This window comes from Microcoleus sp. K1-B1 (assembly GCF_036704705.1).
GTDB lineage: Bacteria > Cyanobacteriota > Cyanobacteriia > Cyanobacteriales > Microcoleaceae > Microcoleus.
Genome location: NZ_JAUBSH010000048.1, coordinates 23903 through 40840 on the forward strand (window position 1 = coordinate 23903; position 16938 = coordinate 40840).

17 protein-coding genes are annotated in these 16938 nt (G+C 47.3%); 7 read left to right on the plus strand and 10 right to left on the minus strand.

Going from position 1 to position 16938, the window contains the following annotated elements; all coding sequences use genetic code 11:
* Positions 1–8: 8 nt before the first annotated feature.
* The gene (locus QUA83_RS17970) at positions 9–737 is read right to left on the minus strand and encodes a hypothetical protein (protein WP_333294863.1); all 729 of its coding nucleotides are present in this window, start codon (positions 735–737) and stop codon (positions 9–11) included.
* A 412-nt stretch (positions 738–1149) separates the two neighbouring features.
* Here QUA83_RS17970 and QUA83_RS17975 point away from each other — a divergent pair, with 412 nt between their 5' ends.
* Positions 1150–1629 (plus strand): rhodanese-like domain-containing protein, encoded by a 480-nt coding sequence (locus QUA83_RS17975; protein ID WP_333294864.1) that lies wholly within the window; start codon positions 1150–1152, stop codon positions 1627–1629.
* 260 nt (positions 1630–1889) lie between these two features.
* Here QUA83_RS17975 and QUA83_RS17980 read toward each other — a convergent pair whose 3' ends face one another.
* The 5 genes from QUA83_RS17980 to QUA83_RS18000 form a co-directional block, all read right to left on the minus strand.
* A complete protein-coding gene (locus tag QUA83_RS17980; protein ID WP_333294865.1) occupies positions 1890–2357 on the minus strand; it encodes an NUDIX domain-containing protein in 468 nt (155 codons plus the stop codon).
* A 37-nt stretch (positions 2358–2394) separates the two neighbouring features.
* The gene (locus QUA83_RS17985; protein WP_445301787.1) at positions 2395–3246 is read right to left on the minus strand and encodes a peptidase; all 852 of its coding nucleotides are present in this window, start codon (positions 3244–3246) and stop codon (positions 2395–2397) included.
* Between the two features lie 206 nt (positions 3247–3452).
* Entirely contained in the window at positions 3453–3692 is a 240-nt protein-coding gene (gene secG / locus QUA83_RS17990) for a preprotein translocase subunit SecG (RefSeq protein ID WP_333156560.1), read from the minus strand.
* A gap of 475 nt (positions 3693–4167) precedes the next feature.
* On the minus strand, positions 4168–5766 hold the full coding sequence (gpmI, locus tag QUA83_RS17995) for a 2,3-bisphosphoglycerate-independent phosphoglycerate mutase (protein ID WP_333294868.1): 1599 nt from the start codon (positions 5764–5766) through the stop codon (positions 4168–4170).
* 426 nt (positions 5767–6192) lie between these two features.
* Positions 6193–6888 carry a retropepsin-like aspartic protease gene (locus QUA83_RS18000; RefSeq protein ID WP_333294869.1) on the minus strand — a complete coding sequence of 232 codons (696 nt, stop codon included), beginning with the start codon at positions 6886–6888 and terminating at the stop codon, positions 6193–6195.
* Positions 6889–7088: 200 nt separating this feature from the next.
* Between QUA83_RS18000 and QUA83_RS18005 the strand changes: the two genes are divergently transcribed.
* The 4 genes from QUA83_RS18005 to QUA83_RS18020 all read left to right on the plus strand — a co-directional run bounded on the left by QUA83_RS18005 (position 7089) and on the right by QUA83_RS18020 (position 11084).
* Positions 7089–8531 (plus strand): hypothetical protein, encoded by a 1443-nt coding sequence (locus QUA83_RS18005; protein ID WP_333294871.1) that lies wholly within the window; start codon positions 7089–7091, stop codon positions 8529–8531.
* A 183-nt stretch (positions 8532–8714) separates the two neighbouring features.
* Positions 8715–9467, plus strand: a complete 753-nt coding sequence (locus QUA83_RS18010) for an MORN motif-containing protein (RefSeq protein ID WP_333294873.1) — start codon at positions 8715–8717, stop codon at positions 9465–9467.
* A 105-nt stretch (positions 9468–9572) separates the two neighbouring features.
* Complete coding sequence (locus tag QUA83_RS18015; RefSeq protein WP_333294875.1) at positions 9573–10286, plus strand: MORN motif-containing protein; 714 nt, start codon at positions 9573–9575, stop codon at positions 10284–10286.
* Between the two features lie 177 nt (positions 10287–10463).
* Positions 10464–11084: a DUF6391 domain-containing protein gene (locus QUA83_RS18020; RefSeq protein WP_333294876.1), complete on the plus strand. Its 621-nt coding sequence runs from the start codon at positions 10464–10466 to the stop codon at positions 11082–11084.
* A 224-nt stretch (positions 11085–11308) separates the two neighbouring features.
* Here QUA83_RS18020 and QUA83_RS18025 read toward each other — a convergent pair whose 3' ends face one another.
* Together QUA83_RS18025 and QUA83_RS18030 are read right to left on the minus strand one after the other, a co-directional pair.
* Positions 11309–12079, minus strand: a complete 771-nt coding sequence (locus QUA83_RS18025) for a Uma2 family endonuclease (protein ID WP_333294878.1) — start codon at positions 12077–12079, stop codon at positions 11309–11311.
* Positions 12080–12114: 35 nt separating this feature from the next.
* On the minus strand, positions 12115–12285 hold the full coding sequence (locus QUA83_RS18030; protein ID WP_333294879.1) for a hypothetical protein: 171 nt from the start codon (positions 12283–12285) through the stop codon (positions 12115–12117).
* Here QUA83_RS18030 and cax point away from each other — a divergent pair.
* A complete protein-coding gene (gene cax / locus QUA83_RS18035; protein WP_333041818.1) occupies positions 12275–13375 on the plus strand; it encodes a calcium/proton exchanger in 1101 nt (366 codons plus the stop codon). The two genes, QUA83_RS18030 and cax, sit on opposite strands and share 11 nt — an antisense overlap.
* A 229-nt stretch (positions 13376–13604) precedes the next feature.
* Here the strand turns inward: cax and QUA83_RS18040 are convergent, their stop codons facing one another.
* Positions 13605–14249, minus strand: coding sequence for a hypothetical protein (locus QUA83_RS18040; RefSeq protein WP_333294880.1), 645 nt, complete (start codon positions 14247–14249; stop codon positions 13605–13607).
* A 326-nt stretch (positions 14250–14575) separates the two neighbouring features.
* Positions 14576–16240 carry a DUF655 domain-containing protein gene (locus tag QUA83_RS18045; protein ID WP_333294881.1) on the minus strand — a complete coding sequence of 555 codons (1665 nt, stop codon included), beginning with the start codon at positions 16238–16240 and terminating at the stop codon, positions 14576–14578.
* A gap of 191 nt (positions 16241–16431) precedes the next feature.
* Between QUA83_RS18045 and QUA83_RS18050 the strand changes: the two genes are divergently transcribed.
* Positions 16432–16833 carry a DUF7682 family zinc-binding protein gene (locus QUA83_RS18050; protein WP_333072821.1) on the plus strand — a complete coding sequence of 134 codons (402 nt, stop codon included), beginning with the start codon at positions 16432–16434 and terminating at the stop codon, positions 16831–16833.
* The last annotated feature ends 105 nt before the right edge of the window (positions 16834–16938 follow it).

A 16938-nucleotide genomic window follows, 5' to 3' on the forward strand; every position in this document is an offset into this window, starting at 1 on the left:
TATTGAAGTCAATTGGCGGAACTTGTGCGTTTGGCGTAGTAGCGCATTCCGCCAAGTTTAGTCTTGATAGAATCTTCTGTCTTATCGAGCGTGATGTCTGTCATCTCACCACCTATAAGCTGGAAAATGTCATTAGCCTGCATTTCCAACAGCCACTCATTGAACTGAGATCGCCCTACCCTTTCCCCGATCGCCCGACGCATCCGATAAATCGGCACTAAATCGTCTAAGTTATAATCGCGGTTCAAGCTGTCATACACATCGATCGCCACAACCTTAAAATCGTCATAGGATGCGATCGTCCCTACATCCCCCTTCCCTTTCTCAACCGCAACACTTGCCGCACCATCCTGATGCCGAATCCACTTCAACAAAGAATTTCCCAGCCGAGTACCAATTTGAGAACCATCAAACTCAAACAAAGAATCCCGACTTTTGAGCCCCTGCGCTAAAACTTCTTTCCCCTTCGCCGTCAATTCCACCAGCGTCACCCGATTTACCAGCGAATACTCGATCGCCCCTGTCGCCTGCAACTCACCGAGCACTCCCAGATATCTCTGACTCGTCTCATTAGTGCGAACAATCCGCTTAGTCAAATCCCCCTTTTTCACCATCATCTTCCCACCGCCCAAATCCCACAAATTCAGCAGTACCCGAACTTTCGCCTTCGCATCCCACACCGCTTGCTCTTCCGGTGTCAAAGTTATAGGCACCGCAATTTCACTTTTCTCAGACATATCCATACCTTTAAATACTTGTTTTTACTTTTAAATTTTACCAGAAACCTTGCTGGCAAACATTTAAACTTTTCCGCAAAAATCCGCGCGAGGCTACGCACAACTTATGCAAAGTTAATTTAAAAATAATAGGCATTGACTAAAATGTGATTGTTTGATAAAATAGCGAATCAAACGAGCGATCGCAGTTCAAAATCTCTGCACCAAATGCGATCGAAACAATTTTAAGCACAGCTCGCTACGCTCTAGCAACCTCAACAAATGTAGCGATCCCAACCGCAGCTAATAACCAGCAAACCAGCGTAACTGCGACTTTAGTTCAATGCTCGATTCTGCCTTTAGAAAGACGAATTCAACTTAAGCATCTTGTTACATTGCAGTGGCAATCAAAACATTCAACAACTGTTTACCCATGAAAACTATTCCCGACCAAATTTCCAACATCAAAGAAAAACTTCCCGACTTTACTCCCACCCCTCCCGGTTTAAAAGCTCAAGCATCTAGCCACGACCTCAAAGCCCGTTTAGATTGGGGCGAACCCGGACTCACAATCATCGACGCCCGTGACTTTGAAACCTTCGCCAAAAGCCACATTACCGGCGCCGTACCGATGCCAATAGACGAATTAGTCGATCGCGCGCAATCCAGTTTAGAACCCATCCGCGACATCTACATCTACGGCGAAAACGACCAACAAACCGCCGAAGCTGCCAATCTTCTCCGCGCAGCAGGCTTTAGAAAAGTAGCCGAACTACAAGGCGGAATTCCTGCTTGGAAAGCCATCGACGGCCCCATCGACGGCGCAGTCGAACATGACAATCCCGGCCCCGATGCCTACAACGTTTTCTCTCGCTTGCAACACCACGCAGAAGCGCAGAAAATCAACAAATAATCACACCGAATACCTAGATACCCGACTTATTGAAGAAGTTGGGTATCTAACCAAATAATTTGTTTGTAGTAAGGAATGGAGCTCTCTCTTAAAGCTTGCAGTCACTAAGCACTAAAGTCCTTACTACAAACTTAATTGCGATCGTATAACCGGACTAGATATTAACACTCGCGAACCCAAAAAGTGCTTTAACAGGCTACTTATAGCGTAAAGTGAACAATGCACATCCTACATAAACAAGTGTGTGTATCCAACACTCGTTAACACTCTTTCCTCGCGTCCAAAAAGGCTTTTACTTCCCTTAAAACTTGCCGATTCCCATCAAAAGTAATCAGCTTAACTGCATCCTCAAATGAACTCCAAGCCGAATTTTGAACTTCCTCTACTTGCAACTGAACTTCCATTGAATTTACAAAAGCTAAAAAGTAAGTAACAGTCTTTTCGATTGATTCTCCTTCCTTCGCAGAGGAATAATGTTGCACAGAACTAGGCTTCCCTTCCTTAACAAAGGAATAACGTTCCACAAAACTAGGCTCCTCAAGCACTTCACAATCGCGGATGCCAGTTTCTTCCTCAAACTCCCGCTTCGCCGTTTCTAGGGCCGATTCTCCCTGATTCGCGTGACCTTTAGGAAACGCCCAATGTCCCGCTTGATGTTGAATCAATAAAAACAAAATATCAGTTTCAGTCGCAAAAACTGGCACAATGCCAAAAGCTTCATCTTTCATCTTTTTACTGACACGATTTTACATATCAAAACTAATATTACCACCCCAACCGAGTCGGCTGTTCATAAACGCGCTTCAAAGTATTGACATCCCTAGCCGAAATAGGCGGAGGATTTCTCACATGAGAAAAATAAAGCACATCAGTTTCCATCAAACTGTGGCCCCAAATTCCCAAAGCGTGACCCAACTCGTGCCGCGCCGTCGCCGGAATATACTTACCGACTTGAGTCGGATTCAAATAAACCGAAAACCGATGAGATAACACAGTTTTATCCCCATCGCGACGGGCATACAATTCATAGGTAGCCTCTCCAGAACGCGATCGTAAAACCCCTTGACGCAAAGGCGGAGCCCGACGTAAAATCCTAATATCAGCCACCTCCGAACTATCCACCACTGCCAAAGGCAAATAAACCCCCCATTCCCGCACCACATCCAACACAGCCGCCACCCATTCTTCAGACTTATTAGCATCAACTGGACGCTCAACATAAACCTGAATCGGAAACTTAGACCACAACAAATGACCGAAATTCGGTGGCTTAACCTGGTCAAAATAATCACCGCTATCCGTGGAATCTTGCCAATTTGCTAGCGTTGGTGGCAAAGGATGAACCTGTGATATCACTTCCGGTTGCACCGGAATGATTGTTGACTGTTGACTGTTGACTGTTGACTGTTGGCTCTGGGTGGAAAAACTCAATGGTTGAGTGTTAACTGTTGACTCGATTTTGTTATTCCGATGCAGTCGGAAAGGATATGAAGGCGGAAAACTATTCGGGAGAGAAGAAACAGTCGCCGCCGGAGTATTAACCTGAGTAAAAATTATTAGGCTAAAACAACATAAAGCCAATCCCAAGACAGCCAGCAATCGAGGTTTTAATGTCACTTTCCCCAACCGCATTTTTGCAACCGCACTTAAATTTCATCTTTAGGGCGGGCTAGAAGCCCAACCCCTACTCCCCACAATATTTATTTAGGTGGCACGGGCGTCTCGCCCGTGAGCTAATGTTAATGTGGCACGGGCGTCTCGCCCGTGAACTCATGTGGCACGGGCGTCTCGCCCGTGAACTCATGTGGTTAAAAATCCGAATCTTATAACTTAGGCGTCAACCAACCAGCACTCAAAATCACAGTCAAACCCATAAAAACAATAGACAGACCCCAAGTAATCCGGTTCAGACTTGTTTCTGCACTCTTGGCGCTGGTAAACAATTGAGCTTGTCCGCCAATCCCTCCAATACCATCGCCTTTAGGACTGTGCAGCAACACAAAAATCACAAGTCCTAAAGCAGACAAAGACCAGATAACTTGTAACACAGCAACAATATTCATAATCGGGGGGAATTGGTAATTAGTAATCGGTAATTTATTATCATATCAAATTTGGTCGATCGCCCGCAAACTCGGTTAGGCGCACAGCATCGTACCCATTGTTGTCGAATTAAGCTGTTAGTCCGCCAGTCCGCCAGGGAATGAATTCCCTGCCTCAAAGCGAAAGTCCTCTTAAGAGGACTGAAAAGAAGAATTTTTGATGCTGCTGAATCCAAGTATGATTTTGCCTGATGGGGTAATTCTAAGCTTACGCTGTCAGCGGTGGGGCAACCACGGGGGGATTGCCCCTACAAATTTCATACCCCAATTCAGAAACGCCGAATTGTTAAACTCATTAGTCCTCTTGAGAGGACTTTCGCTATTAGACAGGGAATTCATTCCCTGGCGGACTACCGGATGGGCGGGAGGGCTGGGCGGATGACAGCTTAAGTTGACACCAGTGCAAAACGCCTTTGTCCCTACTGCTGCGTCCCTCCTACAATCGGACTCGCACCGGAGTGCGATTGGCACGAACTTCAAACTCAGCCGATCGAATCATAGAACGTCCCGTCATCTCCGGGGGCTGAGGCAACCTCAACAGCTCCAGAATCGTCGGCGCAATATCCGCCAAACAACCATCCGCCCTCAGAGGAACATCCGTTCCGTGACCCGGAATCTTCCGACCTTCGCCTTCTACCAGAATAAACGGCACCGGGTTAGTAGTGTGAGCCGTCCAGGGATTCCCGTCCTCGTCAAACATCTGCTCAGCATTGCCGTGGTCAGCAATAATAATTGCCGTTCCCCCAGCTTTACTAATGGCGCTCAACAGCCGCCCCAAACATTTATCCACAGTTTCGATCGCAATTATCGTCGCATCCATCATCCCCGTATGACCAACCATATCCGGGTTAGCGTAGTTAATCACCACAAACGAATAGATGCCTTTTTCCAAAGCCGTCACCACCCCATCCGTCACCAACTCCGCCGACATCTGGGGTGCCTCATCGTAAGTCCCCACCATCGGGCTCTGCACCAACTCCCGGTGTTCCCCGATAAAAGGCTCTTCCAGACCCCCATTAAAAAAATAAGTCACATGAGCGTACTTTTCAGTTTCCGCCGTCCGCAACTGCTGCAAACCGTGCTTAGAAATCACCTCGCCCAGAATATTGTTCAAATTCTGCGGTTCAAAAGCCACCATTACCGAGAGTTTCGGGTCGTACTGAGTAAAAGTCGCAAACGCCAGGGGATCAATTAACTGCCGTTCAAACCCCTTAAAATCTGGAGATACAAAAGCCTGAGTCAATTCTCTAGCCCTGTCCGGGCGAAAATTGAAGAAAATTAGCCCATCGCCGGATGCCACCGCCCCCGGAGCAATCCGAGTCGGAACAGCAAACTCGTCGGTCACTCCTTCAGCATAAGAGGCCTGCAACACATCCACAGCCGATCGACCGTCAGGCGCACCCTCAGTCGTCATCACCTCGTAAGCGCGCTGCACCCGATCCCAGCGCTTGTCCCTGTCCATCGCGTAGTAGCGGCCGCTAATGGTCGCAATCCGACCAACCCCTACCTCTGCGATATAACTTTCAATCTTGCCTAAAGCTTCGACACCTTCTTTCGGAGTAGTATCACGGCCGTCTGTAATCGCGTGAATGCAAACATCAGAAATTCCCTGTGCCTTTGCTAATTGCAGCAAACCCTTAATATGACTGAGATGGGAATGAACCCCACCTTCAGAACAAAGACCAGTTAGGTGCAACTTGCCGCCCGTGGCGCGGACTTTCTCGCAAAGCCTAACCAGCGCTTGATTGTTAAGCAAAGAACCATCTTCCACTGCATCCGAGATCCGCACCAACTCTTGAGGAACCACGCGCCCCGCGCCCAGATTCAAGTGACCAACCTCTGAATTGCCCATTTGCCCGTCTGGCAGCCCTACCGCCCGACCCGATGTTTTAATCAGAGTTCTGGGATAAGCGGCCCAGAGACTGTCCATCACGGGTGTTTTCGCAGCGGCGATCGCATTTCCGTCTTTTTCTTCACGATAACCCCAGCCGTCTAGAATAATCAGCACTACAGGAGATACAGACGCTTGTGCCATGTGAATACCTTATTTACAATAATTAATTTCTCGATCGTCATGATTTCCGATTTTGCGGAACATCTGCCGCTAATCAGTTTACATATTTTCTAAGCTCCGGCTGAACAATGCCAACCAAAACTCCCTCAGCCACAGCATTTTGGGAACTAATTTCGACCTGCTTTGGGAATTGTTTAATTGATTGCCTTGCCCTGTACTGTAAATGCACAGTCGGAGGCTGTTACCTATCTCACCAACAGCGACCCTGCTTTTGCCGCCGCATTTTCACGAATTGTTCAACGGTAGGTTGCTATTGAAACACTAAGAAGATTACCACAGATGGCAAACTTTGACTACTACCTTAAGGAATAGATTAAACAGCTTTGACTGGGCTGGGAATAACTTTAAACCTGCTGAGCAAAAATCGGTTTCCGAATCCGCTCACTCTCAACGGACATAAAATTCTACAACATCTTTTTTAATTTTGACATCATAATTGCCAAAGAAATCGTGACCGAGCAGACCTATAGGCATTTGTTTCGCGATCGCCACTTCGACATTTTGGATCACAGCACCCCCAACTCGAATCGATCGCACCAGACCGATCGGGAACTCGACAACGCTACCGTCAGCGATCCCCGCTCTGATGGTACGCACCGGCCTCACTCCCAGTGCAGTAGCCATCCGCTGAGAAATCAAAGTGCCACTTGCCCCGGTATCGAGAATCATTTCAAAAGTCTTATTGCCGTTAAATACCACATCAATCACCGGCGTCCCGCCTGCGCGACGCTTGATTTTAGCTTGAAATACCTGTGGATTCCCCCGTGGCTTAGCCGGTTGATTGGCTGGGGGTTTGGCACCAGGGTTGGATGGGTTCCAAAACTGAGAGTACAATTTGTCAGTTGTGAATCCCGATCCCGTTATAGTGCGATTCCCTACCCTTCGGGAACCCCTACGGGGAACGGGATAGCTCCGCTTCACGACCTGCTGGAAACTCACATCGGGCACCAATGTCATCACCTGGGTTTCTGGCTGATGTGAATCAGAATGCACCTCGCCGCCTCCCACCGCTCCCACACCCACCAAAACGGTTGCAAAAACAAAGCCCGATCGCCAAATCCGCTTGAGAATCACTTTTGCCATTATCTAAATACCTTAATTAATTCAATATTTCCCACAACGACCGCCACTGATATCCTAACCCGCTCCAGAAAACCCAGCGCCCGAAGCTCCTGATCAGATCATGAGGAAAACTTGGCAATTTTCAAGCGATCGCATAACATCGAACACAGATAAACTTATAAACGGCAACAGGCTGTAATTGCACAGCCTTGTTGGAGATCTTGAAATTAAGCATTTGGGGGCGATCGGCAATGCACAAACTTTTATATTTTGCGACTATAGGACTACTAGCTTTCTCGATCGGAGGATGCGGTGGCGACGAGGCCAGCAACACAGCTAGCCCCAGCCCCAGCCCCAGTGCAGCCTCTCCATCCCCGACCGCCTCTGCCAGCCCTACCCCAGCAGCTCAGGCTTTCCCGTCCCCAGTAGTAGCGGCTCAGCCTCCTGGGTTAATTCGATCGACCAACCCAGACGAACGAGCAAGACAGGCTCAAACAAATATCGGCGACAAAAAGGACAGGAATCCAACGCTTCCGCTTCAGCCAGTGCCCCAAGGCCCTGTGACAGCCAATCCTTCTCAGGTAGACCCCTTTGGGCCGCTGCCGCCGATCGTATTACAAATCCCTCCAGGAGCCAACGGAGCGGGTGGGACTACCTCCGAACTCCCCAAACTGCCACAGCGACAAGTTGCCGTGCTACCCGAACTTCCAGAGTTATTGGCTCCCCCCCCACTTAACAGGCCTAATCAGACAGTTATCCCCAGGCCACGCACGGACCGTGGAGGACGCACTCAGCAAATACGAGATGGATCGGGAAATTTACTTCCCGATGGTTCAGGGGCGCAAATTGACTCGCGTCCCATAGTTCCACCAGGGGGAACTCCTCCTCAGTTAAATGGCGGTGGCGGTGGCAGAAATCGTTCCTTACCCGGAGGCACCGGGGGACAAATTGGCTTGCCGCCCATAGTTCCGGGGCTAGATGCTCCTCAGTTAGGTCCTACTCGTAGACCCCCGCCTGGACTCGAACCCATTGCAGCCAGACCCATAGGAGTGCCGGATCTGCCGGAACTGCCAGTAGACAAGCGCCCGCCCCAATGGAGAGACCCGAATGCCAGGGTAGTAAGAGGTCCTGGCACCAGTCCCCCTGGAACTACTGGGCCAACAGGAGGTAGACCGCAAGATACGCGGAATCGGCAGCCTCGCCCTCCAGCACCCCCGCGCCCGCCCCAACCAATAGCAGCGAGACCCATAGGAGTGCCGGATCTCCCAGAACTGCCAGTAGACAAGCGCCCGCCCCAGTGGGTAGACCCAAATCCGCCGCCTCCTCCCGTCATCCCAGTAGTTCCGCCACCGCCTTCTACTGACCTCGCTACAGGCACTGAAGTCAGCGGGGTGGTAAAAGTCGGGAACGAGACGCAAGTGATTGTCAAAGTACCGAATGAACCAACAAGTCGATATGTCAAAGTCGGGCAGCGGCTGTCTAACGGGCAAGTGTTGGTGAAGCGAGTCGATATCAAGCAAGGAGCAGATCCGATCGTGATTCTGGAGGAAAACGGCGTTGAGGTAGCCAAAGGTGTTGGCGAAAAACCCGCAAGTCCCCAACCACAACCCGCCAATGCAGTTATTAGCCGTCTCCCAAATCCGAATAGCTCAGCGCGACGCTGAAAATTGACAGTAAAGCAGGAAAAATGCTAAAGGCAAAACTTAGAGTTTTTGCCTTTTTGCATTTAGGGCAGATCTCGAACCTGAAGGTAAAATTAGTAAAGGGATTAAAAAATAGAGGACTTTTCAGCGAGTATTAGCTTCTAGAAAATCCCTATTAGTAATTGAAGTTAAAGGAGATTTATCATGCTCGGTTCAATTCAAAAATTAGGGATGGTGATATTAGTTGCTTCTTCTATCGGCAGCGCCACTAATCTCTTGAATCCCCAGCCATCAATGGCTCAAGCAACACCTGATCCAAAACCAGAAGAAGGAAAACGCTCTCCCTTCTGCCAAGGAAACCCTCCAACGGGGAGAGTGAAATGCAATTACGAGGGAGGCGATAACTACGAGGGAAACTTCGTCAACGGCCTGCCCGATGGCAGTGGAGTCTACGTGTACGCTAATGGCGATCGCTACGAAGGAAATTTTCGGAATGGAGTGCCAAATGGTAGAGGGACATTCATTTTTAAAGATGATGCCCGCTACACAGGCGTGTTCCAAGACGGCACAATGAGATCTGGGACGGTCATTTTCGCCAACGGCGAGCGCTATGTCGGAAACTTCGCAGTCGTCAGGAACGTTCAGACTGATGTCATTAGCAGTCAACCATCAGGGCGGGGTCAATTTTTTTATACCAATGGCGATCGCTATGAAGGACAATTCTTTGCAGGTTCCCCCTTTGGCCCAGGGGTATTAGTACGCAAAGACGGCACTCGCTGTTCTGGCAGGTTTTTTAATCAAGAACTAGACGCTAGTGTCACCTGCACTTTTCCCAACGGTACGCGCTATGAAGGAGAATTGAGAAAGGGAGTGCCTCACGGTGTCGGGACGATGATCGATGCTAGCGGTAGGCGCTTTCCGGGGGTATTTCGCAACGGCAAGCCCGGAGTTTCGTAAAGGATAAATGATTGAGGTTTTCAGCCAACTTTTGACAACAAATGGGACAAAAGACAAAGGACAGAAGAAGATAATATCTAACAGCGCATAGGAGAAAGTTGATTGATGATTTCCCGTTCTTGGACCAGTGGAATCGCTTTATTAGTTGCATCAGTGTTGGGAATTGGTAGTTACGCAACTTATCCCTTGCCCTTAATGGCGCAAGGAACAGAAGCTAAAACCGGCCGCTGCGTGCCAGCTATCGCTACAGGTAGAGTTAGGTGCGATTATGACAGCGGTGATAGCTACATCGGACAGTTCGTTAACGGTTTGCCCAGTGGCACTGGGGTATACATATATTCCAACGGCGATCGCTATGAGGGGCAGTTCCGTCTGGGCAAACCAAATGGTCGAGGACAATTTATATTTAAGGACGACGCCCGCGTGGAGGGCATATTCCGAGATGGCAAAGTTAGTTCCGGGACCGCTATTTTTACTAATGGCGATCGCTATATAGGGTCGTTTTCTCTCGATCAAAAAGTAGGCGTACCCACGGGACAAGGCCAATTCATTTTTGCTAATGGCGATCGCTTTGTGGGTCAATTTTTAGGGGGCAAGCCTTTAGGTACGGGATCGTTCACCCGCGCTGACGGCAGTCGGTGTTCGGGACAGTTCTATACTCAAGAACTTGATGGCCGGGGTAACTGTTCGTTCTCCAACGGTATCCGCTATCAGGGAGAGTTACGCAAGGGATTGCCTCACGGCAAAGGCACAATTATCGATACCAGAGGCCGGCGAATTCCGGGAGTATTCCGCGACGGCCAGCGGCAAGAGCAATAAACTGGGAATAAGTGCGATCTATTAGTAAGGGCAGGTTGAGGGCTAATATTTTTTGCACAAAACCTGCCATTGCTAGGTTTTAAAGTCAAAACTATTGATAATTTATGACCGGCTTTTTCTCAACCGAATTGCTAATGTTAAATATCCACTTAATGGAGTTAATGGAGGCGTTTTGATATGACAACTACTGCTTCTGCTTCCGGCTGCACTGGCCAGTTTCCCTTCGACTTTGCCCCGCAGCGGACTCAAGATGCTGATTTGTTGCGACAACTCAATTTTGTGCCCGGTTTGAAGGAAGTCTTGACTTTGCGCCAAGTTCATGCTTTGGAACACGCTACGGTTTGGGTACTAAGTCAATCGTTTGGTGCGACGACAGCAAGAGCCGATAATGAGTTATTGGGCGGGATGTCCACAGACCAAGGGTTTTATCTTTATGGCCACGTTAACATTGCACAGTTGCGTCAGGCAGTGCGCGAGGCTTTGCAGCGGATTGCAAGCGGAGAGTGGGATTTAGCTGTACATCCCCGCTGTGGCACGAATTTGTCGGTGGCAATGCTGCTAACGGCAGGACTTGCTGTTGGCGTCAATTTAGCCCTGCCTCGCGGGCCGATTCTACAACTTTTAGGTTTGGGTGCAGCGGCTGCGGCTGCGGCTCAGTTAGCCCCTGATGTGGGAGCTCTGGCTCAGCGGTACGTCACCACTGCCATTCCGTTTAATTTGAGTGTGGTTGATATTACTGTAAGTCACGACTTCTGGGGACGCGAAGCTCATTTTGTGCGGGTGCGTTGGGTTGAATAGCTGCACAGTATCAAGCGCGATCGATATATCTAACTCATCTGCGTTAATCTATGTTGATCTGCCTGTATCTGCGGTTAAAAAAAGATAATTTTGCAACCGCAGATGACAATGGATGAACGCGGATTCACGCAGATGAAGAGCATAGATATCTGAATAATTCCGCTCCTAACAGATTGGATATAACTAATAACAATTAACTCCTGACTTGTGGGTAATCCCAGCTCCTAAATGCGATCGGGATCTACTCCTAATTCTCGCAACCTCGCCGCCAATCTTTCCGCCCGTTGGCCCTGCTCATCAGCCCGTTGGCGCTCCACCGCAGCTTGCTGCTCAAGTTCCTGGAACCGAGCTTGTTCTGCTTTAATCAACCCTTCAACTAATGGCGGAGACAGTATTTCATTCACTGATAATGTCAGATTAGGAAATACTACAGACACCATTTGTTGGCCCGGCACAAAATCTGTTTGTGTATAGATGTCTTCACCTTCAGGAAAGGCTAAAACTCGCACCAGTTCTTTGTTAGGTGTAGGGTCAACAATTACATATTCAGGTACGTTAGCTAGTTCGTACTCAGCTCGTTTAACCACATAATCGGCGCGCCGATTTTGACTCACTACCTCTATGACTAACAGGGGCTTTTCCTCAAAATCGAGGATACCAGAACCTGGTCTAGCAGCAGCTTGTTCCAAAAGACTTTGAGTGCAAACAACTACATCAGGAATCCGAGAGATATCTTCTTCTGTTCTTACTCCCAGGCCTGTTTTTGCTACTAAGTCAAGATTGTGTTCAGCTAGGTAACGCTGCAATTGGTAAACTAAATATTCGCAAATTTTGATATGTAAAACTGTTGCGGTTGGCATCGGAATTAATTTGCCTTTGTACAGTTCATATTGTAGATCGGAATCAGTTTGATAAAATCGGTATTCTTCAAAGGTCAAGGTGGGTGAAGTATCAATTTGCTTTGATTCAACAACTGGCACTACAGATTGAGACATATCTTTTCACCGATGTCGATATAATTCTATTATATTCAATCTGCCTCGATCTGGGTGCATTTGCGGTTAAAAATTCCCAATTTATCGATCGCACTCGCCACCCGAACAGTCAGAGAATAGTTGAATAGTGTAAAATCAAATTTGCGATCGCCCCGACAACTCGACCTCACCCTTCCGTACACCATCCGAGTTCCTATGTCAATCAAAAAAATTCTTTCCATAGCGCTGTTAATTTTTATCCCCATTTCCATCGCCGCTGAGTATTTGCACTGGGGTTCCCTTGCAGTTTTCATCACATCCGCTTTAGGCATTATACCTCTGGCGATTTGGTTGAGCACAGCAACAGAAGAAGTGGCGATCGTTACAGGCCCCTCCATAGGTGGCTTATTAAATGCAGTCTTCGGCAATGCTACGGAATTAATTATTGCCATAGTTGCCCTGAAAGCTGGCTTAATTGACATTGTGAAAGCCAGCATAACCGGTACAATTATCAGCAACTTGCTCTTAGTCATGGGATTTTCCATGCTGTTAGGAGGAATCCGCTACAAAGAACAGGAATTTAAGCCAATAATCGCGCGGGTGAACGGTTCCACAATGACTCTAGCAGTGATTGCCATCCTGCTGCCGACAATGGTAATTTACACATCCAATGGAGTCGAACCCGCAGCCATTCAAAATCTTTCCTTAATAACTGCGATCGTCCTAATTGCAGTTTACGCTCTAACTCTCCTATTTTCATTAAAAACGCACAGCTATCTTTACGATGTTGGGCTACTAGAACTAGAGTCAGAAAACCCTCAAAATACCAAAGAGGAATCTACTACGCACAAACCGAATTTGTGGCTGTGGATAGGAGTGCTAGTTGCCTCAACTGTTGCTGTTGCGTTTGAATCAGAAATTTTTGTGGGTGTTGTCGAAGAAACTACCAAAGGATTGGGATTGACGCCGCTGTTTACAGGGGTAATTCTATTGCCGATTGTTGGCGGCGCGGCCGAATATGTAACTGCGGTGGGAGTTGCGATGAAAAACAATATGGATTTGTCAGTTTCTGTCGCAATGGGTTCGAGTTTGCTAGTTGCTTTGCTGGTAGCGCCGGTGTTGGTGATTATCGGATTAGTGATTCATCAGCCGATGGATTTAAACTTCAATCCGTTTGAAGTAGTTGCAGTTGCCATCGCAGTGACAATTGCCAATCTAATTAGTCTTGACGGCCGCTCTAATTGGCTCGAAGGAGTGCTGCTTTTAGCAACATACATCGTGTTAGGAGCAGCATTTTACTTTCACCCAATTACTTGAACCAACAATTTTATTGGAGGGGCAATTAACTGGTTCCTAGGCTGTGCCTGGGAACCGATGTCTAGAGGCTCTGCCTCGTTTGCTCCCATGAAAATTGGAGGCAGAGCCTCCGGATATGCGTTACCAGGCACAGCCTGGTAACGAGTAATAACTTATCTTGTTTCTGGTTTGTTATTCCTCTTTGTCTTCTGGCCTTAATTAAATAAAATAATTTTTGGACAGAAAGTAGTTAGGGACAGCGACATTGTTGAACAGGAAAACACTCTTGTCTGCAACTTCTTTTTCTGCCTTTACGATCGCGACAATCAGAAGTATCCCGACATTCTACCTGATCTTGACAAATTTGTTGACGGGGAAAAGTACCTAAGTTTTGTATAGAAACTTCAGCCGTAAGCGCACCCTGTTCTATAACTTGGTCATTTTCTTTAATTTCATAAAGAAACTTATTTTCTCCCTCTAAAACCGAAAAAGTTCTTGTTTTGTGACTGTTACCCAACTTAAATCCAAAATCCTCGGAAAACTCACCTTTGTTGTAACCTCGGTCTGTGTAAGGATAGGGGTTAGTTTCCATGCCATCAGTCACATTTCTAATCACCACCCTCCTGTTAGGGCCGGGAGGAGTTTTGCTGGAGACAAATCGAGCGCTTTGCGAATCAGGGGAGAAGACAGTACCGGCACAGGGGCCTACATATTCAGTGCGCTTAAATTGAATTAAATTAATATTAAAAGCGTTTTCGTTTTTGACCCTAAATTGTGCTTCGCTCGTCTGCTGGGCGCTAACTGTGAAAGCTGCTAGCACCAAAAAAAAAGCCCCCACCAAAATAGCTAGGAATTTGATTTGTGGCCTCCCCGTAATAAATCTGGCGTGTTTCATGTCTCTCTACCTCTAATGTGAATAGATAGCATTTTGTTTAGGAGTTATTTTAACTTGAGAGCAGATATGTTGTCAAAGTAGCTCCAATAGGTTTCTAGTGAGGACTTGAGTCTTGGATACTGAGTTGCGAAAGGAATGACGAAAGTTCTGACTGTGAACTTTGTCGAGTCAGGAATGAAGTCCTGATTACTGAGATGTTGCACTATTGTCAAGAACAGGCAAGATGCCTGTTCCACAAGAAAATTTACTCTTTGTGGAACAGGCATCTTGCCTGTTCCTAAACAAGTAATTGAGAATGGTGCAACATCTCAGGAGTACGAACTTAACTACCAAGTTACTCGATCGCGCCATCTCTCTAAAAGCTTGTCCCCAATGCCCTGAACCCGCGCCACGTCGTCCAAAGAGGTAAAAGGTTGCTGTTGCCGCGCTGCAATAATTCTCTCGGCTAACTTGGGGCCAACCCCAGGCAAAGTTTCTAATTCTTCCTGACTCGCTGCATTCAAATTAACTAACTTTTTTCCCGCAGCAATTTGAGGTTTAGCACTCCCAGATTTTGATGCTGCTTGTAGTGAATCGCACTCTTTTTTCTTAGCGTCAATTCTCTGTTTGATTCGGGCGGGAATTCCCAAGGTTGCACCTTTGTAAAGCCGATCGAACTCCCGCTCAAAATGGGCTGCAACTATGGGACTCTCGATCGCCAGCAGCGTCTCGTCATTTCCGTGATTTGCAGCCTCACTCCAGTTGTGAGAACCTGTAAGCACCGTTTTGCCGTCCACAACGCCGAATTTGTGGTGCAGGCGATCGCCCATTGGTAACAGCGGCACTCCCACCGTAGTCAGCGGCTTTCTCCAAGGGCGATTGTCAGTTTCTAACCCGCAATCTTGCATCAAAGTCGCCCCCATCATATCCAACCCTTCACTGTAAGAGCGATAAATAAAATTAGAGTCAATTAAAGCTCGCACCGCAACTCCCCGGCTAGCTTCAATTTCCAAAGTATTTGACAACCGCTGAGCCGAAAATACAAACAGTGCCAAATCAACCGACTTTTTCGCACTACCCAAAGTTCGATTTATCAAACTGTTAACGCTTTTTTCCCAAGGCAAAGTCTGGGAAGTCGGCGAAAATTGCACCGCAACTGTCGCATTCCCTAATCTTACTTTTTGCACTTGACGAAACGGCTTTTTGATGCCAAACTTGCTGTCCGGTTTGCCTTTGGGCCCGTCGCCCCACATGATGTTAAATTCTTGAGTAAATAGTTGCGCTAATTGAGCATTTTCAATTTTTAGCAAATTGTTCGCATTGCCGCGACTTGCTGGTATCTTGAAATCGCCATGTATATCGCTTGTGGTAAAATTAGCAGAAGTGACGATTACGGTTTTGCCGTCAATTACCACAAATTTGTGGTGCATCAAATCGCTGCCTTTACTGCCGTCAGCAGTATCGTCAATTACAGGAATACCCGCATCCTTGACAATTACCAAAGCATCATTTTGCTTGATTTCATCGGCGCTTAATTTACCGTCTTTATTGCGATCGGCAAGTTGCACAAATTCGTTATAACGATCGCGCTCTCTTTCCGGTAATTTCGCTAACTCCTGAGCTGTAAAATCGCTCCAAGGGCGACTATAGATATGTTCGACAATTAATCTCACTTTAATTCCCGATCGCTGTCGATCGGCCAAAACCCTCGCAATACCGGGCAAGCGAAACTCCTGAACCGCTACATCTACCGTCGATCCCGCACTGGCTACGGCCACAGCGATCAAGTTTTCTAAATCATCCCCAGGTCTAGTTTGCTGGCGGTAAGGCTCTGTATAACTCGAAGCGATCGACTGATTGAAGTATACTTGCAACAAGGGGTCTTGAGGCAATGGAGCCAGACTGAGAGGTAAATTCTGCACGTCTTGCTTTGTTTGTCCGCACCCCGCCAGATTGAGCGCCATCAGCCCCGCACAACAGAAACCGAGTAAATGATAATACAATACAGCCACAAAATTTTAAAAAATATAGAGGTTATTAGCCGAACCACAGTTCAAAGGTATTGGATCAAGTAAAGTTACAACCTATTAAATTTATGCAAGGGAATAGATTTTGCGTCTTGTAGAACTGCCTCGATGCCGGAAGCATCACTGGTAGGGTAGCAGCATTCAGGGGCGTGGGTCAAACCCTATACCGCTGCTTTATGGCTAAAAGAAAAAGAATTTTTCCGTGCGGTCACAAAGGATATGGTAAAGCGTGCCATCGCTGCACGCAAGAGTTGGTGGCGCAGCAGCATTACGTTGAAGTGTTGACACAAAAACAAACCAAAAAACAAGAGAGGGAAGCATCATTTGCTAGAGATATCATCGATCTCAGAGGTCTGCCCGACCACGTAGTTACTAAAGCCCGCGCAATTATAGCAGCTTTGGGCGAAAATAAGAATTACAGAGATTTCGGCGGCAAACGCCTGCGTCACAACCGTTTGATAATCAGTATTCCTGTAACTCGCAACTACAGAATGCTTTGTGAAGATTGCGGCACTTTCTTAATTCCCCAAAAAGTTTTGTCGCACGAAGACTACAACGTCTGCAAACCAGGAAGTTAGTAATCAGTTATTAATTATTGGTTAGTTGTTATTGGTTAGTTGTTATTGGTTAGTTGTTATTGGTTAGTTGTTATTGGTTAGTTGTTATTGGTTAGTTGTTATTGG